General features: G+C 38.9%; 24 protein-coding genes. 21 read left to right on the top strand and 3 right to left on the bottom strand.

Annotation, left to right across the window (positions count from 1 at the left end; translation table 11 throughout):
- The first annotated feature begins 49 nt into the window (after positions 1-49).
- From BM086_RS11555 to BM086_RS11505, 11 genes are all read left to right on the top strand, one after another.
- Positions 50-745, top strand: coding sequence for an ABC transporter ATP-binding protein (locus BM086_RS11555; RefSeq protein WP_092326632.1), 696 nt, complete (start codon positions 50-52; stop codon positions 743-745).
- Positions 742-3,321 (top strand): ABC transporter permease, encoded by a 2,580-nt coding sequence (locus tag BM086_RS11550; protein WP_092326630.1) that lies wholly within the window; start codon positions 742-744, stop codon positions 3,319-3,321. Before BM086_RS11555 ends, BM086_RS11550 begins: the two co-directional genes overlap by 4 nt.
- Before the next feature lie 120 nt (positions 3,322-3,441).
- Positions 3,442-4,005 carry a biotin transporter BioY gene (locus BM086_RS11545; protein WP_092326627.1) on the top strand — a complete coding sequence of 188 codons (564 nt, stop codon included), beginning with the start codon at positions 3,442-3,444 and terminating at the stop codon, positions 4,003-4,005.
- A 294-nt stretch (positions 4,006-4,299) separates the two neighbouring features.
- Positions 4,300-5,895: an ATP-binding cassette domain-containing protein gene (locus BM086_RS11540; protein ID WP_092326624.1), complete on the top strand. Its 1,596-nt coding sequence runs from the start codon at positions 4,300-4,302 to the stop codon at positions 5,893-5,895.
- 216 nt (positions 5,896-6,111) lie between these two features.
- Positions 6,112-7,125, top strand: a complete 1,014-nt coding sequence (locus BM086_RS11530; RefSeq protein ID WP_092326619.1) for a hypothetical protein — start codon at positions 6,112-6,114, stop codon at positions 7,123-7,125.
- A gap of 99 nt (positions 7,126-7,224) precedes the next feature.
- Complete coding sequence (locus BM086_RS11525) at positions 7,225-8,151, top strand: alpha/beta hydrolase (protein ID WP_175560237.1); 927 nt, start codon at positions 7,225-7,227, stop codon at positions 8,149-8,151.
- 120 nt (positions 8,152-8,271) lie between these two features.
- Positions 8,272-10,452: a M13-type metalloendopeptidase gene (locus BM086_RS11520; RefSeq protein ID WP_175560236.1), complete on the top strand. Its 2,181-nt coding sequence runs from the start codon at positions 8,272-8,274 to the stop codon at positions 10,450-10,452.
- A 109-nt stretch (positions 10,453-10,561) separates the two neighbouring features.
- Positions 10,562-11,347 (top strand): HD domain-containing protein, encoded by a 786-nt coding sequence (locus tag BM086_RS11515; protein WP_092326611.1) that lies wholly within the window; start codon positions 10,562-10,564, stop codon positions 11,345-11,347.
- A 62-nt stretch (positions 11,348-11,409) separates the two neighbouring features.
- On the top strand, positions 11,410-12,174 hold the full coding sequence (locus BM086_RS11510) for a hypothetical protein (protein ID WP_092326608.1): 765 nt from the start codon (positions 11,410-11,412) through the stop codon (positions 12,172-12,174).
- Positions 12,175-12,238: 64 nt separating this feature from the next.
- Complete coding sequence (locus BM086_RS21620; RefSeq protein ID WP_255367813.1) at positions 12,239-12,364, top strand: hypothetical protein; 126 nt, start codon at positions 12,239-12,241, stop codon at positions 12,362-12,364.
- A gap of 265 nt (positions 12,365-12,629) precedes the next feature.
- On the top strand, positions 12,630-13,103 hold the full coding sequence (locus BM086_RS11505; protein WP_092326605.1) for a DUF2798 domain-containing protein: 474 nt from the start codon (positions 12,630-12,632) through the stop codon (positions 13,101-13,103).
- Here BM086_RS11505 and BM086_RS11500 read toward each other — a convergent pair whose 3' ends face one another.
- Together BM086_RS11500 and BM086_RS11495 are read right to left on the bottom strand one after the other, a co-directional pair.
- Positions 13,104-14,165 carry a tyrosine-type recombinase/integrase gene (locus tag BM086_RS11500; protein ID WP_092326602.1) on the bottom strand — a complete coding sequence of 354 codons (1,062 nt, stop codon included), beginning with the start codon at positions 14,163-14,165 and terminating at the stop codon, positions 13,104-13,106.
- 122 nt (positions 14,166-14,287) lie between these two features.
- The gene (locus BM086_RS11495; protein ID WP_092326600.1) at positions 14,288-15,835 is read right to left on the bottom strand and encodes an RICIN domain-containing protein; all 1,548 of its coding nucleotides are present in this window, start codon (positions 15,833-15,835) and stop codon (positions 14,288-14,290) included.
- A gap of 298 nt (positions 15,836-16,133) precedes the next feature.
- Between BM086_RS11495 and BM086_RS11490 the strand changes: the two genes are divergently transcribed.
- Positions 16,134-18,023 carry a family 43 glycosylhydrolase gene (locus BM086_RS11490; RefSeq protein WP_092326597.1) on the top strand — a complete coding sequence of 630 codons (1,890 nt, stop codon included), beginning with the start codon at positions 16,134-16,136 and terminating at the stop codon, positions 18,021-18,023.
- 152 nt (positions 18,024-18,175) lie between these two features.
- Positions 18,176-20,368 (top strand): glycosyl hydrolase 115 family protein, encoded by a 2,193-nt coding sequence (locus BM086_RS11485; RefSeq protein WP_092326594.1) that lies wholly within the window; start codon positions 18,176-18,178, stop codon positions 20,366-20,368.
- A gap of 109 nt (positions 20,369-20,477) precedes the next feature.
- On the opposite strand, the gene BM086_RS11480 is transcribed toward BM086_RS11485, so the two are convergent.
- Positions 20,478-22,475, bottom strand: coding sequence for a glycoside hydrolase family 3 protein (locus BM086_RS11480; RefSeq protein ID WP_092326592.1), 1,998 nt, complete (start codon positions 22,473-22,475; stop codon positions 20,478-20,480).
- A gap of 215 nt (positions 22,476-22,690) precedes the next feature.
- Here BM086_RS11480 and BM086_RS11475 point away from each other — a divergent pair, with 215 nt between their 5' ends.
- The 8 genes from BM086_RS11475 (at position 22,691) to BM086_RS11445 (ending at position 26,757) form a co-directional block, all read left to right on the top strand.
- The gene (locus BM086_RS11475; RefSeq protein ID WP_175560235.1) at positions 22,691-22,921 is read left to right on the top strand and encodes a PD-(D/E)XK nuclease domain-containing protein; all 231 of its coding nucleotides are present in this window, start codon (positions 22,691-22,693) and stop codon (positions 22,919-22,921) included.
- Between the two features lie 78 nt (positions 22,922-22,999).
- A complete protein-coding gene (locus BM086_RS11470; RefSeq protein WP_092326587.1) occupies positions 23,000-23,245 on the top strand; it encodes an AbrB/MazE/SpoVT family DNA-binding domain-containing protein in 246 nt (81 codons plus the stop codon).
- Complete coding sequence (locus tag BM086_RS11465; RefSeq protein WP_026504512.1) at positions 23,242-23,547, top strand: type II toxin-antitoxin system PemK/MazF family toxin; 306 nt, start codon at positions 23,242-23,244, stop codon at positions 23,545-23,547. The genes BM086_RS11470 and BM086_RS11465 overlap by 4 nt, the downstream gene beginning before the upstream one ends.
- Positions 23,548-23,602: 55 nt before the next feature.
- Positions 23,603-23,779, top strand: a complete 177-nt coding sequence (locus tag BM086_RS20955; RefSeq protein ID WP_175560234.1) for a hypothetical protein — start codon at positions 23,603-23,605, stop codon at positions 23,777-23,779.
- Positions 23,772-23,963, top strand: coding sequence for a GNAT family N-acetyltransferase (locus BM086_RS11460; RefSeq protein ID WP_175560233.1), 192 nt, complete (start codon positions 23,772-23,774; stop codon positions 23,961-23,963). The genes BM086_RS20955 and BM086_RS11460 overlap by 8 nt, the downstream gene beginning before the upstream one ends.
- A gap of 155 nt (positions 23,964-24,118) precedes the next feature.
- Positions 24,119-25,108, top strand: coding sequence for a guanosine polyphosphate pyrophosphohydrolase (locus BM086_RS11455; protein WP_092326584.1), 990 nt, complete (start codon positions 24,119-24,121; stop codon positions 25,106-25,108).
- A gap of 17 nt (positions 25,109-25,125) precedes the next feature.
- Complete coding sequence (locus tag BM086_RS11450) at positions 25,126-25,692, top strand: hypothetical protein (RefSeq protein WP_242952180.1); 567 nt, start codon at positions 25,126-25,128, stop codon at positions 25,690-25,692.
- A 342-nt stretch (positions 25,693-26,034) separates the two neighbouring features.
- A complete protein-coding gene (locus tag BM086_RS11445; protein WP_092326881.1) occupies positions 26,035-26,757 on the top strand; it encodes an amino acid ABC transporter ATP-binding protein in 723 nt (240 codons plus the stop codon).
- The last annotated feature ends 16 nt before the right edge of the window (positions 26,758-26,773 follow it).

Genomic DNA, 26,773 nt, shown 5'->3' with positions numbered 1-26,773 from the left:
TAACCTTATCTCAGAAACACAAAATCATGAGAAGGGAGCCACAATTAAAATGAACATTTTGGAAATCAGAAACCTTTGCAAGGTATATGGAACAGGAGAAACAAGAGTAGATGCACTTAAAGATGTTTCTTTTGATATAGAACAGGGAGAGTTTGTTGCAATAGTAGGGCCTTCCGGTTCCGGAAAATCGACACTTCTTCATATCCTTGGCGGAGTAGATGTTCCCACATCGGGAACCTGTAACATTGCCGGAACAGACATCGGCAAACTTGATGAGACTAAGCTTGCAATCTTTCGCAGAAGAAATATAGGTCTTATCTACCAGTTTTATAACCTTATTCCTATCCTGAACGTGGAAGAGAATATGACACTTCCGATCTTGCTTGATGGAAAAAAGCCGGATAAAAAGCTCTTAAGTGACCTGGTTGAAAAGCTTGGATTAAAGGAACGATTATCCCATCTGCCAAATCAGCTCTCCGGTGGTCAGCAGCAAAGAGTATCTATCGGAAGAGCGCTGATGAATCATCCTGCTCTTTTACTGGCAGATGAACCTACAGGTAATCTGGATTCTGAGAACAGTAAGGAAATCATATCTCTTTTACGGAAATTCAATAAGGAAAATAACCAGACCGTCATCATTATCACTCATGATGAGAGGATAGCTCTTTCTGCGGACAGGGTAATTACGATTGAAGACGGCAGGATCACCCATGATAGCAAGAAGGAAGGGGTGATGGCATCATGAATATCATTTCAAAACTTACATTAAGACATCTTCTAGGAAACAAGAAAAGATCCATCGTAACAATCCTCGGAATTGCAGCATCTACAGCACTTATAAGTGCGATAGTCCTTGGCGTTTTTTCATTCTTTAAGTTCTTTGGACTTCTGGCAATACAGTCAGGCGGAAATGTACACGCACAGTTTGATGAAATTAGCAGTAAGCAATATACATCACTTATCAATGATAGCAGGATTGCTTCGGTTGGACTTCGTGAAGTGGAAGAAAATAATACCGGAATAAGGCTTATAAACGATAAGGAAAATAGGTTCAGAGTCGGAAATATAGATCATGTGAACGCAGACTTCATAAATATGAAAGTAGTATCTGAATATGAAGGTAAGCTTCCACAAAACTCTTCCGAGATAGCAGTTGAAGAGCAGTTCCTTATTGATAATGGGCTGGAAAATCTCAGAGTTGGAGACACCCTTACATTTGAACAGGGCTACAGATATATTGATGATGATCTGGAAGGCTTTATATATCTTGCGGGAAACTACAGATCTGATGAAAAGTTTAAGTCTTTGGGAATTGAAACATGCACGGTGACTGCAATTCTTCACGGAAACAGACCAACCGATGGCTGGGATATTCTTAGAGGATTGGATGATGGTTATTTTCCTGATAAAATCAAGTCTCAGGTAATCATCACCTTAAAAAAATGTGATCATACCGCGCTTAAGCAGCTCAAGAATATCGTTTCGGAATACGGAATTGAAAAGCGTGCCTACAACACAGAATATCTCCTCAGCTGCTTTGCATTTGAAGAAAGCGGAGGGACTTATAAGTCATTTTTTGTAATGATGGCTGTGGCTCTTGGAATTGTTATAGTTACATCGGTTATCCTGATTTTCAACTCCATAGGTATGTCTCTTACAGAGAGAATGCGCTATCTTGGAATGCTTGCAAGTGTCGGAGCTACATCAAAGCAAAAGAGATTCTCAATATACTACGAAGGACTTATCCTTGGACTTGTCGGAATACCGCTTGGTCTTTTCTTTGGATATATAGGAACCAAAATCACGTTGTCTTTTCTTGGAAGGAAAATTCTTGAAGCAGATATGCTTGCCGGGGCTGAAGGAATGAGGGGCAGCATTCCTATTGTATGTGCGCCTTCAGCTATCGCTGCAATTGTTTTCTTCGCAGCAATTACGATACTTATCTCTACATTTATTCCGGCTATCAGAGCGGCCAAAGTTATGCCTATAGATGCCCTTAGGCAGAATAACACAGTCAAAGTAAAAGCAAGAAATCTTCGTGTAAATCCTCTTATAAGAAAAATCTTTGGATATGAAGGGGAACTTGCTTACAAGAACATAAAAAGAAATGGTGTGAAAGGGAAAGTTATTACAGCAACCATAGCAGTTTCAATTATTCTGTTCCTTTCCATCAATTATTTCTGCAACTCAATTGTCAGAGCCAATCAGTATGAGTTTGATATTCCTTACCAGATTGTGGCTTCCTGCGCCTATAATGAAAGTGATAAATTGCGCAGTGCCATCACTGATATTGAAGGAGTTGATGATGTATACAGTGCAAGCATGATTCAGTTTTTATTCAAGAAAGCTCCTGAATCTACAGTCGAGCTCGCTAATACAGATATAGCTGATTCAAAGTTTCTTTTACCGGCATTTACCGAGTTGGATTTCAGCGTGATGGATGTCGTAGTGGTAGACGATGAGGATTTTAACAGGATTCTTGAGGATAATAATCTTAACAAAGCTGACTATTATGGCGATACGCTAAGGGGTGTCCTGTTAAATGACTTCTTCCATGAAAAAAAGCCCAGTGAAATTTTTAATGATGGCATTCTTGGGCAGGTTATTCACTATGATGAAAAGCAGGGAAATCCTCCAGCTATCGAGATTGCAGCTTTTGTGAAATATAATGCAAACAACAAGGTTTTGGATCTGATTCCCAAGACCAACATTGCAACTTTTGTACCGGTATCCATGTACTATGAGAAGGCAAAAGAAGTCCTTCCCGAAGACAGGCTAACGATAGACCTTGCCGTAGAAACATCCACGCATGAAGAAGTGCACGATAAAATCTATTCCCTTTTGGAAAACAACGGATATCATAGCTATTATTGCGCAGACCTTACAGACGCTGTGAAGGCAATGGATGCGATAACTCTTTTACTTAAGACTGCAATGTACGGCTTTACAATTCTTCTAACACTAATTGCTATTGCAAATATTGTAAACACAATCTCCACAGGAGTCCTTCTTAGGAGAAAAGAATTTGCCATGTACAAATCAGTTGGCCTTGAAAATATAGGCTTTAAGAAGATGATAAGGCTTGAAACTCTCCTTTATGGGATAAAGGCGCTCGTATGGGGATTTCCGATTTCTCTTTTGCTGAGCTATCTCATGTACAAAACTTTTGATTCCAGCCTGTTTACGTTTAATCCAGACCTGCTCATGTACGCAATTATCGTGGTTGCAGTATTTGGTATTCTGGGAATAAGCATGGCTCTTAGCATAAACAAGATCAAGGATGATAACATCATAGAAGCTCTCAAAGAAGATGCCGTTTAAGATATTTGATAATTGTCAACCTCAATTACATTGCAGGTTGACAATTATTTTTTGTTATGCTATCTTCATATTTGTATTTGGCGAGCCTAATCATAGATATTTGTTGGAGGATAAGACATCATGAGTAGTACAGAAGCAGTTAAGACAAGAGAAAATATGAAAGTATTAGATTTGGTATATATTGCAATCGGGGCAGCACTGATAGCGATATGTTCCTGGATAAGCATCCCCACAGCAGTTCCGTTTACACTTCAGACATTTGCAGTGTTCTTTGTATTATTGCTGCTTGGAGGCGAAAGAGGAACAGTGGCAACACTTATATATGTTCTTCTTGGAGCAATCGGAGTACCTGTTTTTGCAGGATTTAGCGGAGGAATCGGAATTCTTTTGGGAAATACAGGCGGATATATCTTAGGATTCCTGTTTATCGGTCTCATTTACATCCTTTTTACAAGATTCTTCAAGAAAAATATTGTTATTAAAGTAGTAGCACTTGTCCTTGGACTTGCAGTATGTTATGCATTTGGAACAGCCTGGTTCATGCATGTCTATATGCAGAATAGTGGAGATATCGGCTTGATCACTGTACTTGGATGGTGCGTATTCCCATTCATCATTCCTGATCTGTTAAAGCTTTCACTCGCTGTAGTAATTGCAAGAAGAATCGAACCTGTTGTTAAATAATGCACTTTTTATCTAAGAAACGATTGCAACCACCTGTTATAAATGATAGTATAAAAAAGAATAAAAAATATAAAGAAAGAGCGCTTGGCGTTTAGGTGAAAAAATGATTATTAGATAATTTAGCTTGAGTGAACACGATGATTTTGGTATAGCTGCTGGCGCAGCTGTTTTGTGTACGCTTAAACTGGATTATCATGCATTTTTAGCCATACTGTCATAGTAGGTCTATTTGTGTGAGTCTATTTTGCGTATGCAGAATAGGCTTTTTTTTGCAGCAGAACAGGAGGGCGATATATGCTACAGATTAAGGATTTGACTATAACACATCGCAAAGACCTGCGGATTATTTTAGAAAAATTCAATATGGTATTAAATGACGGAGATAAAGCAGTAATCATTGGTGAGGAAGGAAATGGCAAGTCCACTTTGATGAAGTGGATCTATGATCCTGAACTTGCCGAAGAATACTCGGAATGTGAAGGGGAAAGAATAGCTGCCGGAGAAGCCCTGGGGTATCTTCCACAGGAACTTCCGGAAAAAGATAAAGAAAAAACGCTTTATGAGTATTTTTCGAAGGCACAGCTTTTTTATGATAAAAGTCCAAAAGAATTATCTGAAATGGCTATAAAATTCCAAGTGCCAACAGATTTCTTTTACAGTGACCAGAAAATGGGCAGTTTGTCAGGTGGCGAGAAGGTAAAGGCACAGCTCATGAGGCTTCTAATTGAAAAGCCAACAGTTCTTTTGCTGGATGAGCCATCAAACGACATAGATATAAGCACGCTTGAACTTCTGGAAAAGCTCATCAATGAATGGAAGCATATAGTTCTTTTTATATCACATGATGAGACGCTTATTGAGAATACTGCAAATGTGATAGTTCACATCGAGCAGATCATGAGGAAAACCAAGAGCAGATATACAGTCGTAAGGGACAATTATAAGAATTATATCGAAAGAAGAGCTGAGAACTTCGAAAGACAGGAACAGCAGGCAATCAACGACAAAAAAGAGAAAAAACGTCGTGATGAAAAATATGCACGAGTTTATAACAGTGTTGAACATGCACTTTCAACTATTTCCAAGGGTGCGCGGGATGCACCTGGAAAAAATCTCAAGGATAAGATGCACACTGTAAAGGCAATGGGACGGCACTTTGAAAAAGAAGATGAAAACATGACAAAAATGCCTGAGCAGGAAGAAGCCATCTTTTTTAAGCTTGGTGATGAAAATGCCATGATGCCCGCCGGAAAAACAGTAATTGAGTACAAACTTGATGAGCTAAAGACGCCTGACGAATCAAAAATCCTTGCAAAAGATATTTTTCTTAGAGTCCGAGGGCCTGAGAAAATCTGCATTATTGGCAATAATGGAATTGGTAAGACAACGCTTCTAAAGAAAATAGCTGATGAGTTGTTTTGCAGAAAAGATTTAAAGGTCCAGTATATGCCTCAAAACTACGAAGAACTGCTTGATCTCGATGCCACACCGATAGAATTTCTGGATGACACAGGCGATAAGGCAATACGAACCCGCATCAGAACATATCTTGGCTCACTAAAATATACTGCAGATGAAATGGAACATCCAATAAAAGAATTGTCCGGCGGTCAGAAGGCCAAGGTGCTTTTACTTAAGATGAGTTTATCAGATGCAAACGTTCTAATATTGGATGAGCCCACCAGAAACTTTTCGCCACTTTCCGGTCCTGTTATAAGAAAGATGATAGCCTCTTTTCCTGGGGCAGTAATCAGCATTTCGCATGACAGAAAGTATATAGAAGAAGTTTGCACAAAGACGTATACTTTAACTGAAGAAGGATTAAAGAATCTTCTCGCAGACCATATCACCGAGCCATCGGATGTTAAGTGGGTTGCGATTAAGGAGTGATAATATGGAGAAAACAAAGAAAATACGATTTCTTGACGGCACCATGTTAAAAATCATAGAAGTGGCTATTTTATGTTTTTTATCCGGGACATCTTATTCTGCTATATTTGATAAAACTGTTACATTTCTCCGATTGAAATCCTCATTTTTCTCCGATTCAAAACCTATTTTTTCTCCGATTTATGATAGAATAATCAGCAGGAGGTAACTATAATTATGAGAAAATCAAGTTTTATTGCACTTGCAAGTGCACTTATTATCACACTGTCAGGTTGTGGCAAGCAACCATCCGAGCAAGACATCAATCCAGACCTGCAGGTAGAACCAATCACAGAGGAAACAACAGCTGTCACTGCTCTGGCAACGCCAACAGTTAATGCAGGTGGCACTGAACCCGGAGAAGATCAGATTTCTGTACGTTTTGAGTGGAAGCCTGTTGAAGGGGCTGACGGATATGAAGTTATAGAGGAAAATAAATTCTACAAAGAAGATACATATCGTGAACCGGAAGAAGAGCAGAAAGTAGATACATCCCAGACTACCTATGTTACCGGGGCTCAGGATTATTTTGATTTCAGGATCAAGGTCAGGGCATACAGGTGCGAAGGTGATAATAGGGAATTCAGTGAGTGGAGCGAATACGCATACGGAAGTACATATGATGAGTCGGATGTAGCTCCTATTGACGACGGAGCAGCAGCGGATAGCTTGGAAAAAGAAGCTGATGAACTTTTTGCAAAGGCAATAGCCGGAGAAATCATAGTAAATGCCACCTATGAAGATGGAAAAGATTTTTCTTATTATATTACTGATCTTCCAAATGATCCTGAAGATTTCTACAGCTATACCGTCGGAGAAAGAGTAGATCTTGATAACGACGGAGTTAAAGAACTTATAATAAATGGTCCTTATGGCGGCAAGTACCTCGATGCAAGAGATGGCAAAGTGTACCAGCTTGCTGAAGGGGAGGGCACAGCAGGTCAGCTTTGCTACGTAAACTATAACGATAAAACATACATCTGTCATGTAGACAATTCCCATGGAGGCAGGGAAATTTTCCTAATGGACCAGTATAACGGAAATGGCGCAATTGTAGATTCCACATCTTTAACTGCAGAGTATTGGGATTATGTCGAATTTAACGCAGAAGCTGCACAGTGTCATTTTGGGGATGAGGAAATAACTGTTGAACGATACCTTGAATTAAGAAATGAAATTTTTGGATACTAAATTATAAGTATGGCGTCAGGGGAAATAGTATAAATCCACAACGAGGGTAAAAGGCATTATATAACATTAGTTATGAAAAAGGTGGGGAGTAATCAAGGTATGAAATACAATATCGACAAAGAATTGAGATCATTTTCACTATGTAGCGGAACGGTAATTGGACGTTTATACCCGATTATAAATATTGGATACAGATTAAATAAATGCAAATCGGATAAATATGTTAATGTCAAAAAATATGATGCACCGGGATATAACGGGGAAAAAATCTCTACACTTGTAATTGAACCAAAACAATATAGCGGAAAACTCCCTTGTATTTTCTTTTTCCACGGAGGAGGATTTATCCTCCGCGCGTCTAAGGCGCACTATCAGATTGCAAAGTGGTATGCTCAAAGAGCACATTGCAAAGTTATATTTCCGGATTACAGATTGTTACCCAAGCACAAATATCCTGTTGCAGTCGAGGATTGTTATAGCGTTTATGTGTGGGCACTTGAAATTGCTGAAAAATTAGGCATCAATAAAGATATGACCATTGTTACCGGAGATAGTGCCGGGGGCAATATTTCAGGTGCAATTACTACTATGCTTAATGACAGAGGCTTTCCGCTTCCAAAAGGAATGATGCTGATTTACCCGGTCCTTGATAGAAGAATGATCACGGAATCCATGAAAAGATTTACGGACACACCTATTTGGGATTCGCGTTGCATGAAATGGTTTTGGAACCTGTACCTGGGAGAGCAGGCTTCTGAACATGGAAATTATTATTCTATTTCTGAACTGAAATCTCTTAATTTTTTCCCAAAAACGTATGTTGAAGTTGCTGAATATGATTGCCTTCGAGATGAGGGACATAAGTTTGCCAAAAGATTAGTCTCAGAAGGAATTTCAGCAGAAGTACATCAAATTTCCGGAGCTTGTCATGGTTATGAGTCAGCGCTGAAAAGCTCAATCGTTGAAAAATGCATGAACAGAAGAATTGATTGGATAAAAGAGATATTTGTTGATCACGCTTATTAAAGAGATGGCGAGCCCCTTTGCTGGATTGCATATTTTATACTTTATAAAAATATACGTATAATGGTAAAATCGATGTACGGATTAACATTATTAAATAAAGTAATATACAAAGGAGATGTTATGAAAAAGAAGCTGGTAGCAATACTACTGACAATCGCTATGATAGGCGGAATCTATGGCTGTGGTAAGGCGACAACTGTGGATAACCCACCTGAATCAGAGGAAAAAGAAACCACAACAAATGACAACAGCTCGAATCAGGCAGAAAGTGCAACTGAAGCAAGCACTGAAATCGAAACAGAAGAGCCATCCGAGAATTTAGAAGCTGAAGAAGGCGCTCAGGTCACCACAGGTGGAAAACCCTGGATAGATTCTGAGATTAAGGAAAACATCACTGCCGACATGGAGACAGATCCTAAGGATGATTTTCATCTTTATGCAAACAAGGACTGGATCCTGTCTACTGAGCTTCCCGATGGCTATGGCACATGGTCTCACTATTCTGAGTGTGGCCTTGCGGTCAAAGAAAAATGCATGGAACTGCTTAAAGATGACAGTCTTGAGGGACATGATGCTGATCTCATCAGAACCTATAATAATCTGGTCCTTGACTGGGATACGCGAAATGCCATTGGTGTATCACAAATAAAAGAGCTCTATGACAAGATACTTGCAGCAGAGACAATTGATGATATCACTGAGCTTTTAACAGGCAAGGATACACTATTTGAATTTTATGATTTTGTTGGATACGGGGCAGATACTGGTCTTAATGATCCCAACACATATCTGTGCAGTATAGGAACTCCCAGACTCCTTCTGTCAGATTCAGCAGAGTACAAGGAAAGAACGGATTATGGCGACCTTCTTTATGGCTATCGCAAAGACATTTTTACCTATATAGCAGGAAAAATGGGCATGTCCGAGGACGAAGCAAGTAAGCGTTTTGATGCAGCCATCGATATTCAAGGGATTCTTGCTAAAAAAATCTTCACCACTGAAGAAAATTACAGCGAAGACATTTACGACAAAATAAACAATGAAATGTCCTTTGAGGAACTTGTAGCCTTATCCAAGAATTTTCCTCTTGAAAAACTGCTTACAGCTACCGGATATAAGTACGATGGAGTATACCTTGTAACGAACCCCGGATATTTCGAGGCTCTGGATGAAGTATATACTCAGGAAAACATCGAGGGCATAAAAGATGTGATGCTTGTTTATTACCTCAATTCTTCCGGAAATTTCCTTGATAAGGATACTTATGATGCTCTAAATGATATTGGAAACGAATACTATGGCATCAGTGGAATGATATCTGATGAAGAAATGGCTTACGATCTTGTGGCAGGCGCGCTTCCTGCTTCCATGCAGAAAGTCTATATCTCTAAATATGGTTCCGAAGAAGATAAGAAAAAGATGGAAGACCTTTGCCGTGAGGTTATCGACACCTACAGAGAGCTCCTTTCCGAAAATACCTGGGCTTCTGAGGAAGTTAAGAATTACGCCATCGAAAAGCTTGAAAAGATAGTAATCCACGCTGCTTATCCTGACAAGTTCAGGGACACTTCAGATATTGACCTTTCAGGCTGCACACTAAATGAAGCTCTTGATAGGATCAATAAAAGTGAAATAGCCTATAATACAAGTCTTCTTGGTAAAAAGATAGACAAGGAAATGTGGGCAGAGGACATGAACATCCTTGAGTGCAATGCTTACTATTCACCTTCTGATAACACCATAAATATGATAATCGGAATGATGGGTGAACCATTTTATTCAAGTGATATGAGTATCGAAGAACTCTACGCTTCCATCGGGGCTTTCTGGGTAGGGCATGAGATATCCCATGCTTTTGACAGTAACGGCTCTCAGTTTGACGCTGAAGGTGTCTACAGAGACTGGTGGACAGAAGCAGATAAAGAAGAATTCGATAAGCGTGTTAAAAAGATGGATGACTATCTTGATACAATAATCGCCTTTGGAGATCATCATTTTATAGGCGGAAACATTGATACTGAGATGGTTGCGGACATGACAGGACTTCAGTGCGCGCTCCGCATGGCTTCCAAGGTTGAGAATTTTGACTATGATAAGTTTTTTATCAAGTATGCCCAAATGAACGCAAGCCTTGGAGGATACAACCAGGAGTTTTCCGCACTTACACAGGACGCACATCCTCTGAACTATTCAAGGACCAACGTTCCTGTTCAGCAGTTCGATGAATTCTACGAAACCTACGACGTCAAGCCCGGCGACAACATGTACCTTGCTCCCGAAGACAGACTAATTATTTGGTAAAGATATAGCAAAAAGGGAATCATTCAAATGACGAGTGATTCCTTTTTTGTATGTATATTTTTGTATGTAGTATAATTTTAAATGAATTATTTTTTTGTGGAGAATTTTAATGATGATTGACCGTCAAAGAGTAAAGGAGCAGTTTGCTTCTTATGTAAAAAATTACAATCCCTCAGATCCTAAGATAGCGCTTAAGATTGCACATACTTACAGAGTTGCAGATAATTGTGAGCAGATTGCAAAGTCTATATCACTATCAGACGATGAAGTTGAGTTTGCATGGCTTTCCGGAATGCTGCATGATATTGGAAGATTTGAGCAGGTTAAAAGATTTAATACTTTTATTGATTCAGAATCTGTTGACCACGCAGAATTTGGAGCAGATCTTCTCTTTGGAGATGATAAGCTTATAAAGGCTTATGCAGATGACAGATCCTGGGACAAAGAGTTAGAAATCGTTATAAGGCAACATAATAAATATAGGATTGATGAATCAATAGCAGGGAAAACACTCATCTTTTGTAATATACTTCGCGATGCAGACAAAGTGGACATTCTCAGAGTAAATGTTGAAACTCCAATGGAAGAAATCTACAACGTCACCAAAGAAGTTTTGTTTTCATCAGGTGTATCTGAAAAGGTTATGGAGCAGGTAAGAGAGCATCACGCAGTCAACCGCGACGTCATGGACTCACCTGCTGAGCACTTGATAGGGCATATTGCTCTTACCTTTGAGCTTGTATACCCCAAGAGTTGGGAACTTGCTAAAAAGCAGGGATATCTTTACAAAATGTTTGAATTCCCCACTCAAAATGAAAGCATGAAAAAAGCACTTAAAGAGACTCGAGAAGAGGTGGAAAGCTATTATACTTGCAAGAATCTCAGCATTGAATAAAAAAGTTTTTTGGAAATATTTATCAATGAGCTCAATATACATCAGTAATAAGGGGGCATGGCATGAACTATTTTATCGAGGGATTACAAGGAAGCGGTAAGAGTACACTTGTGAAAAGGCTTTCTGAGAAGTATCCGGATCATAGAGCTATATGCGAAGGCGATTATTCTCCGGTCGAGCTTGCATGGTGTGCTTATGTGGACGAAGCAACCTATAACGATATTCTTGAAAAATACAATGATATTAGAAGTGAAATAGAAGAGAAGAGTTTTACTGAAAATGATCATAAGATCATCTGCTATACAAAGATTATTACAGATATTCCGGGCTTTCACAAAGATCTTGAGAAATATGAAATCTATAACGGCAACTTAAACTCAGAATCTTTCAAAGATGTTATCTTGAGAAGACTTCAAAATTGGAACAGCGACAACAATATTTTTGAGTGTTCTCTTTTTCAAAATATCGTTGAGGATATGATTCTTTTCCAGAAAAAGACTGACCAGGAAATATTAGATTTTTATGCGGAAGTTAAAGAAGCACTTACGGGAAAAGAGTACAAAATAATGTATCTTGAAACAGATGACATAGCATCAAATATTGATGTCATCCGAAAAGAGCGCTCAGATGATAAAGGAAATGAAATGTGGTTTCCTTTGATGATGTGGTATTTTGACAATTCTCCTTATGCAAAAGAAAAAGGAATATCCGGTACCGATGCATTGCTTGAACATTTCAGACACCGCCAGGAACTGGAACTTAAAATCTGCAAAGAAATATTTGACGGACACTATACACTGCTACAGTCTAAAAACTACAATATCTAAAACGAAAAACAAAATATTTAGTATGATTTAAATGAATACTTTTTTCTATGGTGGGAGATTAGTAATGGCTGAAATAATGACTATTGCAGTAAATGATTTTCATATGGATTACTTTAAATTCGGTCATGGGGAAAAGAGATCCCTAAAGAATACACAATACATGAGATGGCAAAAGATACCGCAGCAGTAATGAAAGGATACGGTCACGCCGCATTTGATACAGTGCCCGATTATCGGAATAGAATTTACTCATTCCTGACTGATAAAAATTAATTTCCTATAAATTCAAAAATTTAGGTATTACATCATGAAATTTTTTCTGCTATAATCACACCTTGCTAAACAAAATTTAGAAGATGTAAAAGTTGGTAACATTGGAAACGCACACTCGAACCGAGTGCTAACGAACAACACGCTTAAGTCTTCCCCGTTTTTTTTGAAAGGAGAACCTTAATATGTTACCACAAAATAAGTTTCAGGATGTAATTTTCACCATTTTCATGGCATTCGTCATGGTTTATGCAATGATCTGCTACAACATCGCACTTAACGTTGGCGGAATGCAGAACTTTGTTTTTCTCGCAGCATTTGAAGAAATATTGATCATGTGGCCAATAGCCATAGCTTTAGAATTATTATTTGTAGGAAAGCTCGCACAGAAGCTTGCTTTCAGATTTGTAACCCCCGGTAAGGATCCAATGATCATGATCATTCTTGCCATTTCTGCCATGTCAGTTTGCCTCATGTGCCCACTGATGAGCTTTGCAGCAACTTTACTTTTCAAAAACTCAGGAAAAGAAATTGTAGCAGTATGGCTACAGACTACAGCACTCAACTTCCCAATGGCCCTTTGCTGGCAGATTTTCTTTGCCGGACCTTTGGTACGTAACGTATTTGGATTCTTTGTAAAAAGATTTGCAAAGAAGTAATTATTTATTATTCCGCCAGTTTCTTGAATTCTTGACTGCTTCCTCGCGGTCGCTGGCTCTGGCATAGATATTCGTAGCATTGATTGATCGATGCCCCATGCGCTGCTGAAGCACCAGAATATTTTTTTCATGCTTATAAAACTCCATAGCAAAGCTGGAACGAAGTTTGTGGACGCTGATGTCTGTTCTTTTTAAAGACGCGGCCACATACTTTTTCAGCATTTGTTGGATTTCGCGAATGGACAACCTGTCTCCGGTATTAGTGGTAAAAAGAGGCGTGTTTTCCGTGAACTTTTCACCAAGTACCTTGCGAGAGTCCAGATATTCTGTAATATACTCCTTGGATTCATCCGAAAAATATACCTTAGATGTAGTTCCGGATTTCTTTTTCCCCTTCCTGAGAGCTAAAACATAACACTCGTTTTTTTCAGGATCTATGAGATCTTCGTAGATAATCACATCATTAACATTGAGGGCTTGAAGCTCTGATATTCTAAGTCCGGTATCCAGGAAAAGAAATACAATTGCCAGATCTCTTTTCTTATATTTTTCATGAAATATAAGTTGCCTTTGAGTTAATCCTGTCCCATAGCGGATACAGTTAAGGAGCTGCTCCTGTTCATCAATATTCAGATAGATTACATATTCATTTTCTGGGATTTCTACTGATAAAGAACCTGCAACTGGGTTATAATCCAGCTTTCTTTCAGTATTTATGAGATATTCAAAAATTCCCGATATCGATGATCTGCGCCTTGCGCGTGTTCTTTCTGAAAGGTGCTGATTTTCATCCATCCAGGTAAGAAAATCATCAATATCTGTGGCCTTTATCTGCCTGATATCCTCAATTGAAAGTTCTTTTACCTGCTTATCCGTAAAATAAGGATAGTAATTCACAGCAAATTCCAGAAAATATTTGATATCAAGCGCATAGGATATTCTTGTAAGAATTGCTTTGCCGGATGTCCCTGAGTAAAAATACTGATGCGTAAAATCAGGAAGCTGATCTGTAATAGAATTAAATTTTTGAGTGTTAGTCTTAGCAGATTTCTTTTCAGGCATATTTTATTCCTCTATAAAATGAACTTATGCTTATTATATAATAAATTTGATATTAAAAACTGCTCATTCTTTATGTTATCATTCATAAAGCTGAGCAGTTTTGTTTTTAAATATTTATATGATCAGAATCCTGAGCAATTTCCCTTTAATGTAGCTCCTTTAAGGTTGTTCTTTCCATTTTTTGATGTGCAGCTGTCTATAATAGCTGTACCAAATGTAACCTTCTTGCCAAGAGCTGAAGGAGTTCCTTCCTTTGGCCAGTTATAGTTGTATTTCTTGTTACCATCAGCAATACATTTTTTCATGGTTACAACACCACTCTGGTTGTTACGGTCAAAACCGGATGCATAATTGCCTACGGCTGAGCATCCTTCTAACACATGATTAAGAGGATCAATGTGCGCTGCAACACCTGGAGTCTTGTTATCAACACCTCCAAGCTTGAATCCATTACCATCGCCATAGATTCCGTCACAATACCCATTGTAATTAGCTCTGCAGTTTTTGAATGTTACAGCACCGTGAGCTGCATAAAGATCCCAGCCATCATCACTGTTATATTCAGCTACGCAATCTTCAAAATAGTTTCCGGCTCCGGAATGAAGCTTACAAGCAAAACCGTCAGCATTTTCGCCTTTGGGATCAGCGTTATGATGTGAATAACAGCTATAGAACTTGTTATTAGATCCGCCATTGCTAATCTGGAATCCTGCATCTTTGTTGTAACAGCAGGTTACGTTTCTAAAAGTATTATTATTTCCATCGATAAAGATACCATTGTCAGCAGCATTCTTAACTGTGAAATTTGAAAGAGTGCTTCCAGATCCGGAGATTGTGATTCCCCTTCCTGAGTTTCCACGAGTCGATGAAAAATCTATTGTAGCGTTGTTCTTACCTGTAATGTTCACACCACTCTTAAGATTAACTGCGCCGCTCTTTATGGTTCCGTCAATTACAATTGTTGTTCCTTTGCTTGCTTTATTTATCGCGTCAGAGAGGCTTGTTCCACCATTTTTTACTGTAATGGTATTGCCTGATGGAGTCTGATTTCCGCTTCCTGAGCCACTTCCTGAATTACCGCCCGAATTATTTCCACCACCGGAATTTGAACTGCCATTGCAGGACTCAAATTTGAACTGCTGACAAGCAAGTCCGTTATATTCCCAAGTAGCTATATTTCCACCAGCTGAAGTTGACCATTCGTAAACATCAACAGCCTGTTTACCTGACGAGCATTTGGTTGTAAGAGCTACAACACCATTTGAAATAGTTACTGCTTTAAACTTCTGTGAATCTTTTCCGTTAGAAGGCCACACCTGAATGTTTGTCCCATTTACCTTCTTGCCTCCGTTTACATCAAGATAATAGCCATTGCTCATGCCGCTTTTAATGGTTATGTACCCGTTCCCCTTATTCTCAACATACCATTTCTGATTAGCAGTGCCAGTACCTTGTCCCTGCTGAACGTTAGCCCCCTTAGCGTCAGAAGATCCTGCCACTTCTACATACAATTGACTGTTGACGTTTTTGATGTAATACCATCCATTTGAAACCGAAGTCGTTGATGCTGCCTGTGCTGTAATATTAGAACTTGGCGCAAAGATTCCTGCAACAACAGTTGAGACTACAGCTGCAGTTACAATTAGTTTTGAAAATAATTTGTTCTGCATTTCTTTTCCTCCACACACTTTTTCATAGTTTTTGAGCCCCCACTCAATAAAAACATGTACTCATCATAGCACAGTATTCATCGCAATGTAACCGCTTACATGAAATAAAAATTCACGAACTTACAGTACAAAAATTGGTGAAAATCATGTTTAACGATTAATCTCATATAGCAAATAGGGAAAAGAAAAAAGAAGATGTAAAAACATAAAAAACGTAGTCAATGCGATTTTCTTTGAAGAATCTTTTTGCTTATAATAAAAAGAGTAGACATAAAAACATCCAAGGAAAAGAGGAATTATGGATTTATCAAAAGCAATTGCAGAAAGCAATCTTGATGAAGTTAAAAGTATTCTTATTAATGATCCAAATCTTGTCAGTAAAGAATCTTTATTTGACGCAGCAAAAAAGGGAAGCCTTGAGTTAGTAAAGTATCTGGTTGAGTATTCACGGATAAGCCTTAATGAATATGATAGTTCACATAGAAATGTACTTCATTATGCCGCAGAGTCCGGGAATATCGAGCTTTTCAGATATCTGATTGAGAGATGTGGGATGGATCCTTTTGAAGGAGACCATGATCTTGTAACCAGTTGGGACATTGTTCATAAGTCCGAGGGAAAAGAAATAGAAAACTACCTCGAAAAACGTTATGGTCATAAATATGATGAATACTATAAGAACCCTGTAAGATCAGGCTTTTTTCCTGATCCATCCATATGTCGCGTGGGTGATGACTACTACATGGTCAATTCCTCGTTCATCTTTTTTCCCTGCATACCGATATCCCATTCTAAGGATCTGATTCACTGGGAGATAATAGGTCATGCCATAACAACCCCGGACTGGGCATATCTTGATGAACTTGAGGGTGGAAGAGGTTACTGGGCGCCCGACATTTCTTTTTACGAGGGAAAATTCTACATTACAGCCACATATAGATTAAATGATGTTCCGCCTGTCTACAGAAGACAGGTGGTTTTGTACTCTGAAAATCCGGAGGGGCCATATTCCAAGCCGGTATTCATTGATGAAGATGGCATAGACCCAAGCATTTTCAATGATGATGATGGGAAAAGATATATGCTTCTTAACAGAGGTGCCAGAATATTTGAGCTTAATAAATACGGAACTCGAAAAATATCTGAAGCACAGCTTCTTTTTTACGGTGACCACAAAAGAGCCCCAGAGGGACCACATCTTTATAAAAAAGATGGTTATTATTATCTTCTCGAAGCAGAAGGAGGAACCGGACTGGGACACAGAGTTACAGTCTCCAGGTCAAAAGAGCTTTTTGGCAACTATGAACCGTGTCCTTATAATCCCATAATGAGGCAGGATAATCCTGATGCGGCAATACAAAGATGCGGTCATGGTGATCTCGTAGAGACTCAGGATGGCAGATGGTACATGGTCTATCTATGCGGAAGGACTATAGGTGATGGTTACAGCATTCTTGGACGCGAAACGGCTCTTGATCCTGTCACCTGGACCGCAGATGGATGGCCTATTGTAAATAATCTCAAAGGTCCATCGGCAATGCAGATAAAGCCCTTTAAGGATGCACCATTTGATGATCAATTTAAAATTTCTGAGTGCGGTCTTCCTTTTGACTATATGACTCCCAGACCATTTAAAAAGGGAGATGTCCTATATAACAAAGAAACCGGCATATTTTCAATCAGAGGAAGCAGAGCACCGCTTTCCAGTTTAGAGAGTAGAAACTTAGTCCTAAGAAGACAGACATCATTTTCTTTTATTTATGAAGTAACGCTTGTTATTCCAAAGATGTCGGACGGCCAGAACGCAGGAATTACGGGATATTATGATGAAAATACCTATCTTGAGTTCGGAATAACATCCCGAGACGGCAATCTTTATCTTTATGCCAATGAACATATTGGAGATGAAGATAGATTTGAACTGGCTAAAGAAGCGATTGCCTCAGATATAAAAACTATACGATTAAAGATGACTACCAATTACCTCGAAAGAAAACTTTTATATCAATTTGATGGTGCTGACTGCGAAAAAGAATTCAAGAATCTCAGCAATGTCTTTTACCTGTGCGATGAAGGTCTTAGCAAAGGAAAACGATTTACCGGAGCACTTGTGGGAATGTATGCCTACGCAGGGAACGATGATCTTGTAGTTGATTTCTCTCAGGAGCAATATTCTCATGGACTGTGATTATTGCTCCTATTATTTATACCGTAGATGTAACAATACAGATTTGACAGATTTTGCAAAAAAAGCGTAGCATAACAAGTGGTGAAGCAGAAGTTGCCAGACAACGCAGAGTATGATTCCAAGGTCATTATAAGGGAGTTGTCAAAGAAAAAATGAGTACAAAAGATAAATCTAACCTGATTACAAGTAATACATATATAGCAGACAAGAATAATTTCTCTAAAGCAGTGCAATACGCTATAACTTCCCTTGAAAGAGATATAGCCAATACATGCACCAAGTCTGACAATAAAGGAATTTGCATATCATTAAAAAAAGAGCCTTACGTAGAAGCGCAGTGCTTTGAGATCAGGCTAAAAGGCGTAGATAACTGCGAAGAAAAAGGCCAGTGTCTTGAGATTTCTGCTTCTGATGATTTTGGATTCATTTATGGAATATACCATGTCAGTAAAGTATTTCTCGGAGTAAATGAATTCTGGTTTTGGAACGAGCAGAATTTTGTAAAAAAAGATGTCTATGAAGTTGACGATAACTATCACTTTGCATCCAAGCCTTTTCCTGTTAGATTCAGAGGCTGGTTTGTAAATGATGAAGTTCTTATTGATTCCTGGAATCCTAATGGAGATACATTGCTTCCTTGGAGAATGGCTTTTGAAGCGCTTCTTCGCTGTGGCGGAAATATGGTAATTCCCGGAACAGATGAAAATGCGCATATTTATAATCAACTTGCCTCTGATATGGGTCTTTGGATCACACATCACCACGCAGAACCTCTCGGAGCACAAATGTTTGCGCGAGCTTACCCGGACCTTGAAGCATCTTACGATAAATATCCAGAACTTTTTGAAAAACTCTGGATAGATGCAATAGAGAAGCAAAAGAACTACAAGGTAATTTGGAATCTTGGCTTTAGAGGGCAGGGCGACCGACCATTCTGGTTAGATGATCCAACTTATGATACAGATGAAAAAAGAGGAGCGCTTATCAGCAGGCTTATTCGTAAACAGTATAATCTTGTAAAAAGTTATGACGAAAATGCAATTTTTTGCAGTAATCTCTACGGTGAGATCATGGAACTGTACAAAAAAGGTTTTATCGATCTTCCCGATGACATAATCTTTATTTGGGCTGACAACGGTTTTGGTAAGATGGTCTCACGCAGGCAGGGCAACCATAACCCTAGAGTTTATGCCCTTCCTGAAGCCGGTACCAAAGGAAGACATGGAATCTATTATCATGCATCTTTTTACGACCTTCAGGCAGCTGCGCAGATGACAATGCTTCCGAATTCTCCCGAATTTGTGGTAAAAGAATTACTCAATGTATATGAGAAAAATGCTGATGATTTCTGGATCATCAACTGTTCAAATATCAAGCCCCATGCTTACTATTTAAATTTAATAGCAAATTGCTGGAAAGATGAGAATGGAAAGCTTTCGGAGTTAAGACATGTTGCTGATGGTTGTACAGCAAATTTAGATAATGAAATAGAACAGTTTACTTTAAATATCAGAAAAGATTACTGCGACAGATATTTTGGTAGTTCACATTCTGAAGAAGTAGCAGAACTCTATAGATTATGGCCAAAGTTTTGCCCTTCCTACGGACCAAATGAGGATGATCACGCAGGAGAGCAATTTGCAAACCATGGAGCCAGATCTTTGATAACCGCCTTTATTACCGGCTTCAATAAGAATAATCCTGTTATTACAGCTTCCGCAGACGAATGGCGCTGGTTTTCAGATAAAAAGACTTTAAAAGAACAGATTGATGATTATCTTAATGTCATAGAAGGCGCAGTAAACGGATATGAAGAATATCTGAATAAGTGCCAAATGGTAAAAGACATGCTTACGGATGATAAGAAACACCTCCTTGAAAAACTTTTAATATGGCAGGTCAATTATCATTATTACGGCTATCTTGGGGCATTGCATGCCTGCAAAGCCATGACATACTGCCTGACTGATACAAAAATGCAGGAAGATGAATTAAATCCACTTGATAATAGTACTTCCGGCAGTCCTGTTTTTCTAAAAGCCTTTTTCGAAGCAGGACTTGCAGCAAAGGCATTCCAAGAAGGCTATACCAAAATGAGAGCCACTGAAAATGGTATATTTGAAGGCTTTTTTGAAAATGATTGTGAAGCAGACATAAGGCAATCCTACTATGTTGCCAAAGGTCTTATGAGTTATCTTCGTTTTCAGGGCGATGGACCTCATTTTTATAAATGGCAGCGAATGTTCCAGCAGGAAGCCGGAGGCAATAAAGTACACCTAATCCTTCGAATAAAAAAGCATTTAACTGATGAAGAGTTGTGGGAGCTTATGATGGATAAAGAATAAGGATGAAAAAGTATATGTGCAAACGCTCCTGAAACAGTGATTTCAGGAGCGTTTGATGACAATATCAGTAATGCTAAGTCGCAATAGTCCTCGATTTTTTACGCTAGATTTAGTACGTTATACCAAATCCTCTTTCATAGAGATAATTACTACCGTAGTTGAGCGTTCCATCGCTGTTTTTGATTACTTCAGGAACATTAACAGGCAGATGTCCCTTGGCATTATTTTCTCCGAATATAGTATCAATAGCAGCTACGATATTGGCATTAGTTGCTTTGGAGCCTGAGCCGCTGTCTGTTTTATCAGTGGGATCAGTTCCAAGAGCTGAGCCCATGTAGGCTAGCACTATGGCATCTGCATCATTGAATATGGCTGCATCATAAGGAAGATTCTGACTCACAAGTATGAACTTACCTTCTGCAGCATGAGTATCATCAATTGCGCTTCTCAGGCCTATATACTGTGGGCTTTCTATATCCAGAGCACTGCTTCCGGAAGCGTACGAAAAGCCTATTACTATGTCTGCGTTGGATATTTTTTCTTTTACCTCATCCGTATAATGAAGCTTTACATCAGCAGAGGAATCGTAGTAGTAATCAATATTTACGGTTGTATCATAGCCGATATAAGAGCCTTCTTTAAGTTTATCCACAGCGTATTGAAGTGTGGCAGAGTCTGAATTTAATCTTCCAAGAATAAAAATCTCTTTTGCATCCGATGAAACAGGAAGAACGGTGTCTTCATTTTTCACGACGGTAATAGCCTCTTTTGCCATGGTCATCTCAGCTTCATGATGGGACGAAGAACCGACAATTGCTGTACTGTCTGCAATTCTTTGTTCAACATCAGGATTTGCCGTATTATCCAAAAATCCGTATTTAACCTTAAGTGTCAGGATACGTTTAACGCTTTCATCAATTCTCTTTTTGTCTATTTCTCCGGATTTAACTTTGGAAGCAATTCCTGAAATGTATTCCTCATAAAAAGAAACTGCCTCTGGGTCAGTAATATCACGCGGGAGCAAAAGTAGGTCAACACCGCTGTTTATAACCTCCTTGGCAATGTTTATGCTATATTCAGCGGAACCCTTTTCTCCTGGAACGAGTCCGGCTTCATCTATGGCATCCATTTCGAGAGCATCAGTTACAACTACACCGTTATAACCCATATCAGTCCTCAAAATATCTGTTATCATTTTCTTTGACATGGTTGCGGGATAAAAGCCTCGTGTCACGCCATCGCCAAAGGTTTTTTCCTCATCAATAAGAGGGTAGGTAATGTGGGCTGTCATTATCATTTCAGCGCCATTTTCTATCGCAGACTTGAAGGGCACAAGCTCAGTTTCTTTTATCTCATCATAGGTCTTTTCAACAGAAGGAGTTCCTATATGACTGTCAACTCCGGTATCACCATGGCCGGGAAAGTGCTTATATGTTGCAATAATATGGCTGTTTGAAAGACCTTTTGTGTAGGCTGTTCCAAGCTTAGCAACCAAGGCAGGATCATCGGAAAAAGATCTTGTTCCAATTACTGGGTTATTGGGATTGTTATTGACATCAATGTCCGGTGCAAAATCAGCATTAAAGCCAAGGGCCGCAAGTTCTTCGCCAAGAATTGTTCCGGTTTTAAGAGCGTTTCCTTCTGCATCCTCAGTTGCGCCTATAGCCATGTTTCCTGTCATTCGAGTTCCAGAGGTTAGCCTTACCACAATTCCGCCCTCCTCATCCACCGGTGTCAGATAAGGGATATGGATAGAAGTATTTTCTATCATTCTGTTGTTTTCCTGAAGGTCATGCAGGAGTCTTGTGACCTGCGCATTTCCTGTTATGTTACTTCCAAAGAGGATGACTCCACCATACTGATGGCGCCTTAGAGCTTTGCTTAATTCCGGAACTGCGCTCAGATCTGTTACATTTTCTTCATTCCAGGTACGTATTGCAGGAATTATCATCTGACTTATCTTTTCATCAAGAGTCATTTTTGAGACTATTTTTGATACCTGTGCTTCAGGGCTTTGATCAGAAGCACATCCGGTCAATGCACATGTGGCCGTTAACATAGTAAGTACAAGAGCAATTGATAATAGTTTTGCAAACCTAAAGTTCATTTTCTTTAATCCTCCTAAGTGATTTTTAAAATCATAATAATCATTATAACAATTATTTAGAGTCTATTTAAAGTATACGTAGAAGGTGACACAGAAAATAAAGCGAACTGGACAGGGTTTGCCAATACTATTATGGGTATGCTTATCCAAAAGAATAAGGGCAGAAAAAGTGAGTTAGGCTGCAAGAAGAGGCTCTTGATTCCAGCCACATTCATGTGACATCCAACCGCAGCTATAATAATGAAGATGCTCTCCAGAGCGCTATTTACCTTGCATATATTTTTGCACTAAACAAATATACCGTAGTAAAAGAAATGACAACAGGAAAAGGCTTTGCTGATGTGGTTTATATTCCATATGTACCCAATGTTCCAGCCATGATCATAGAGCTAAAAAAAGACAAGACACCTGAAAGCGCAATTTATCAGATTAAAGAAAAAATATAATGTACTAACCTGAATGATGAATAAGTTGATTTTTTTACCTTAGGGATATACAATGTATATACAAAGGAGGTATTGCTTATGCAAGCTCAAGTTAAAGCATGGGGAAATAGTCAAGGAATTAGAATACCCAAAGAAGTGCTTCAGGAAGCAGCTATTTCAGTTGATGATGTTCTCGATGTCAAGGTATCTGATGGCATGATAATGCTTGTTAAACCATTTAGACATAGAACGCTGGAAGAACGTGCTGCAGAATATGGTGGGCAGCTCCATTTAGACGGTGAATTTGACTGGGGTGAACCGGTAGGAAGAGAGATTTGGGAATGAAGGAAGAATTGCATCAGGGGGATATACTTAAGATTGAACATATCAAGAAACCGGTTCTTATTGTGAGTAAGGATTTCTTTAATCAGACCTTTGAAATAATCGGCTGTCCTATTTTTGAAAAAGGGGAAGCAGGACCATTACATATACATATCAAAACTGAAGATGTAGAGGGTTATGTGCAATGCGAAAAAATGGCACTCCTTGATTTAAATATCAGGGGTTATTCGATGATTGATAGGATACATTATCATGACATTATAAATATCACAGACGCTATTCAAGGAATCTTTGACTACATCTGAAAATGAATGAACTACCCTCACAGACTCCGCTTCGAAAAGGGATCGCAGGTGTGTAGTGCTTAATCTGACTGATGAAGGAATGGCAAGATTCAATACAATAGAAAAAGATATGAATTTGAAGTTTGAGAGAGTTTTTTCAATGATTCCAAAGGAAAAACAGAGTCAGGTTTTAGAGGCATTAAATATCTATAATGATGCGATAAAAAAATCGGAGGTGGAATGCTGTGATTAGAGAAATGAGAGATGAAGACTGGGGGTCAATATCAGAGATTTACAAGCAGGGATTAGAAGAGGGAACATCAACTTTTAATACAGAGTGTCCTAGTTTTACTGAGTGGAATGAAGGTCACGTAAAGAATTGCAGGTTTGTTTTTGAGGAAGAAGGGAAAGAAAACAATATACTTCCAGTAGTATAAAATGCTTACAAATATCTTAACAATCTGTATATTTCTTGCATGATGATGTATATAATTGTGATATTATATTGGTTAGAGGCAAAGACGCTTTCAGAGATGATGGTGTCTTTGCCTTTTTCTGTTAGGTAAGATTTATGAAAGGGAGGATCTGGGGAATGATTACATTGAATGATTACCTGTATTCAGGGGACACAGTCTTAAAGATTCTGCAGAGATATCACAATGATTTGAAAGAAGATGCTAAAAAGACACAAAATGGTATGGATATGATTCACTGTAATTTCCTTTTGCAGCTGATGGAACTTCTTGAACATAATGATTTCCTTACTTCTCAGTCCCAGCGACTCAGGGAATTTTACAAATATATGTCAAGTGAATACCCTTTTCTAGCGTTTACTTTTAAGGGAAGAATCAAATCGCTTATAAGAGCGGAACAGAAATTCAATGGAAACATAGTAGAACATGTATATGATTACTATGAGAAAAACACTTCTTTCCCAAGTATCACAGAGCTTAAACAACAGATTGGTCCCATACGTGATCTTATTGCTTATCGCATAGTTATATCCATGCCTGTCTGTCACCTTAAGGATGGTGAAAAACGAGAGGAGATAGAACTTAAGTATCTCTACGAGATTGCCAATGCGCTTCCGGGGTTTCTGGAAGAGAAAGGCTTTACGTCAGAAATCTATGGAATACCAGGGAAAGAACCTTCTGAGATGATAACAGAATCATTAAGGCCATATTACAGGGACTATATAAAGAATCCTAGTCCCTATGGATATAAATCTCTTCACATTACCTTCTATGATAATCAGTCCAGGTCTTACCTTGAAGTGCAGATGCGTACCAAACAGATGGATGATTATGCTGAGATAGGACCGGCACATCACCTTGGATATGAGAAGAGACAGGATAAAGAGAGAAGCCGTAGGGATGCAGTACCTTCGGGGGAATGCACTTATTTTGATGAGGCTTATGAGAGGGGAATGCTGTTGCAGGGGCTTGATCTGGCCAAGGTTGATGTAAATATGTTTGGGGCGGTAAACAATCAACTTGTAAATGACGGATGTGGATTATACAGGGGAAGGCTTATCTTGCCATATGAGCATCTGTCAAGGTTTCAGAATGACATTATAGATTAAAATATGATGGAAATGTTTTGTGTGAATCGGAACGTTTCTCTGAAAATATGATCGTATCAGAGATTGATCTGGAATATCTTGAAGCTGAAAGAAGACGTATGACAACATATGAGGCAGACTCCAGCGTCAAGTATACCCGCGTGGTATTCTCACTGAATAAGGAACATGCAGAACTGACAAGATATATTGATCCCAATCCGTTTGTACCTGCTTTGGGACAGGAACGCGACATGCGATGTAATGAGATCCTTACCATACAGGCAATGGGATTAAGAAAAAGACTTGATCATATCGGATGTAAGACAGCAGTCATTGGTATATCAGGCGGCCTTGACTCGACACTTGCATTTCTTGTTATTGCAAAGGCCTTTGACTATCTGACCTTCAATCGAAATGGAATTATAGCAGTCACAATGCCGGGCTTTGGTACTACAGACAGGACATATGAAAATGCAGTAAGGCTCATAAAAGAGATAGGTGCATCATTTAGGGAAGTTAATATAAGTAAGGCTGTTAAACAGCATTTTGCTGATATTCAGGGAGTTTGTGAAACATTGTCAGGAGCTTTGATTTGGCAAAAATAATGATAAGATCAGGATATTGTCGCAAAATTTTTGTATAAAATGGCAATTGTCAAAATAAATACAAACCGTATACTTGTATACAAACAAAGGCGTTTTGATTCACACAGTGTTTCGGAGCGCCTTTTCTTTTATTCTTTTTCATTATAACTAATCCTATATAAGTGCAATGAGACAATGGCGTTTCGGCTTGATACCGGAGCGCCATCTTTTGTCCTAAAGGCCAAATACTCCGCATGGATGCACACTCGCGCGATAGGAAATAGTTGCATAAATGCAACCGCGCTCGGTGCACGAATGTCGCGGGCGACATTCGAATAGAGAAAGGAAAAATAAGCTATGGCAATGATCAAGCTGGAAAATGTAAATAAAAGCTTTGGGGATCTTCACGTATTAAAAGATGTGAATCTTGAGGTTGAAGAGGGAGAAAAATTGGTAATTATTGGTCCGTCCGGATCAGGAAAATCCACAACAGTTCGCTGCATGAATTTTCTGGAGGCACCAAGTAGTGGACATGTTTATATAGACGGGACTGAGTTGACTTCAAAGAATAAAACCAAAGTGGTTCGCGAAAGTACTTCGATGGTATTCCAGCAGTTTAATCTCTATCCACATATGACTGTTCTTAAAAACCTTACACTTGCACCTATGAAGCTTCATCATAAAACCAAGAAAGAAGCTGATGAGCTGGCATACCATTATCTGGATATCGTGGGATTAAAGGATAAAGCAGATGTATATCCGACGACACTTTCCGGGGGACAACAACAGAGAATAGCAATTGCCAGGGCTCTTTGCTCACAGAGTAAGATCATTTTGTTTGATGAGCCAACATCAGCGCTTGATCCCGAGACAATTCAGGAAGTACTTGATGTAATGATAAAACTTGCAAAAGAGAACATAACGATGGTTGTAGTAACACATGAGATGGGATTTGCAAGGCAGGTGGCTGATAGGGTGATATTCATGGAAGACGGGCAGATCATAGAATCGGGAACGCCGGAACATTTCTTCAATAACCCAGAGAGCGAGAGAGTTAAACAGTTTTTGGGAAAGATAATCAGATGATGACAATGTACAGAGT

The organism is Butyrivibrio sp. YAB3001 (genome assembly GCF_900112195.1).
Taxonomy (GTDB): domain Bacteria; phylum Bacillota; class Clostridia; order Lachnospirales; family Lachnospiraceae; genus Butyrivibrio.
Note: the sequence above shows the minus strand (reverse complement) of the source record. Positions and strands in the feature narration are given on the sequence as shown.

What these genes read in the sequence shown, in the direction of transcription:
- BM086_RS11555 (WP_092326632.1), top strand. Translation starts at nt 50, where the DNA reads ATGAACATTTTGGAAATCAGAAACCTTTGCAAGGTATATGGAACAGGA.
- BM086_RS11550 (WP_092326630.1), top strand. Translation starts at nt 742, where the DNA reads ATGAATATCATTTCAAAACTTACATTAAGACATCTTCTAGGAAACAAG.
- BM086_RS11545 (WP_092326627.1), top strand. Translation starts at nt 3,442, where the DNA reads ATGAGTAGTACAGAAGCAGTTAAGACAAGAGAAAATATGAAAGTATTA.
- BM086_RS11540 (WP_092326624.1), top strand. Translation starts at nt 4,300, where the DNA reads ATGCTACAGATTAAGGATTTGACTATAACACATCGCAAAGACCTGCGG.
- BM086_RS11530 (WP_092326619.1), top strand. Translation starts at nt 6,112, where the DNA reads ATGAGAAAATCAAGTTTTATTGCACTTGCAAGTGCACTTATTATCACA.
- BM086_RS11525 (WP_175560237.1), top strand. Translation starts at nt 7,225, where the DNA reads ATGAAATACAATATCGACAAAGAATTGAGATCATTTTCACTATGTAGC.
- BM086_RS11520 (WP_175560236.1), top strand. Translation starts at nt 8,272, where the DNA reads ATGAAAAAGAAGCTGGTAGCAATACTACTGACAATCGCTATGATAGGC.
- BM086_RS11515 (WP_092326611.1), top strand. Translation starts at nt 10,562, where the DNA reads ATGATGATTGACCGTCAAAGAGTAAAGGAGCAGTTTGCTTCTTATGTA.
- BM086_RS11510 (WP_092326608.1), top strand. Translation starts at nt 11,410, where the DNA reads ATGAACTATTTTATCGAGGGATTACAAGGAAGCGGTAAGAGTACACTT.
- BM086_RS21620 (WP_255367813.1), top strand. Translation starts at nt 12,239, where the DNA reads ATGGCTGAAATAATGACTATTGCAGTAAATGATTTTCATATGGATTAC.
- BM086_RS11505 (WP_092326605.1), top strand. Translation starts at nt 12,630, where the DNA reads ATGTTACCACAAAATAAGTTTCAGGATGTAATTTTCACCATTTTCATG.
- BM086_RS11500 (WP_092326602.1), bottom strand. Translation starts at nt 14,165, where the DNA reads ATGCCTGAAAAGAAATCTGCTAAGACTAACACTCAAAAATTTAATTCT.
- BM086_RS11495 (WP_092326600.1), bottom strand. Translation starts at nt 15,835, where the DNA reads ATGCAGAACAAATTATTTTCAAAACTAATTGTAACTGCAGCTGTAGTC.
- BM086_RS11490 (WP_092326597.1), top strand. Translation starts at nt 16,134, where the DNA reads ATGGATTTATCAAAAGCAATTGCAGAAAGCAATCTTGATGAAGTTAAA.
- BM086_RS11485 (WP_092326594.1), top strand. Translation starts at nt 18,176, where the DNA reads ATGAGTACAAAAGATAAATCTAACCTGATTACAAGTAATACATATATA.
- BM086_RS11480 (WP_092326592.1), bottom strand. Translation starts at nt 22,475, where the DNA reads ATGAACTTTAGGTTTGCAAAACTATTATCAATTGCTCTTGTACTTACT.
- BM086_RS11470 (WP_092326587.1), top strand. Translation starts at nt 23,000, where the DNA reads ATGCAAGCTCAAGTTAAAGCATGGGGAAATAGTCAAGGAATTAGAATA.
- BM086_RS11465 (WP_026504512.1), top strand. Translation starts at nt 23,242, where the DNA reads ATGAAGGAAGAATTGCATCAGGGGGATATACTTAAGATTGAACATATC.
- BM086_RS11455 (WP_092326584.1), top strand. Translation starts at nt 24,119, where the DNA reads ATGATTACATTGAATGATTACCTGTATTCAGGGGACACAGTCTTAAAG.
- BM086_RS11445 (WP_092326881.1), top strand. Translation starts at nt 26,035, where the DNA reads ATGATCAAGCTGGAAAATGTAAATAAAAGCTTTGGGGATCTTCACGTA.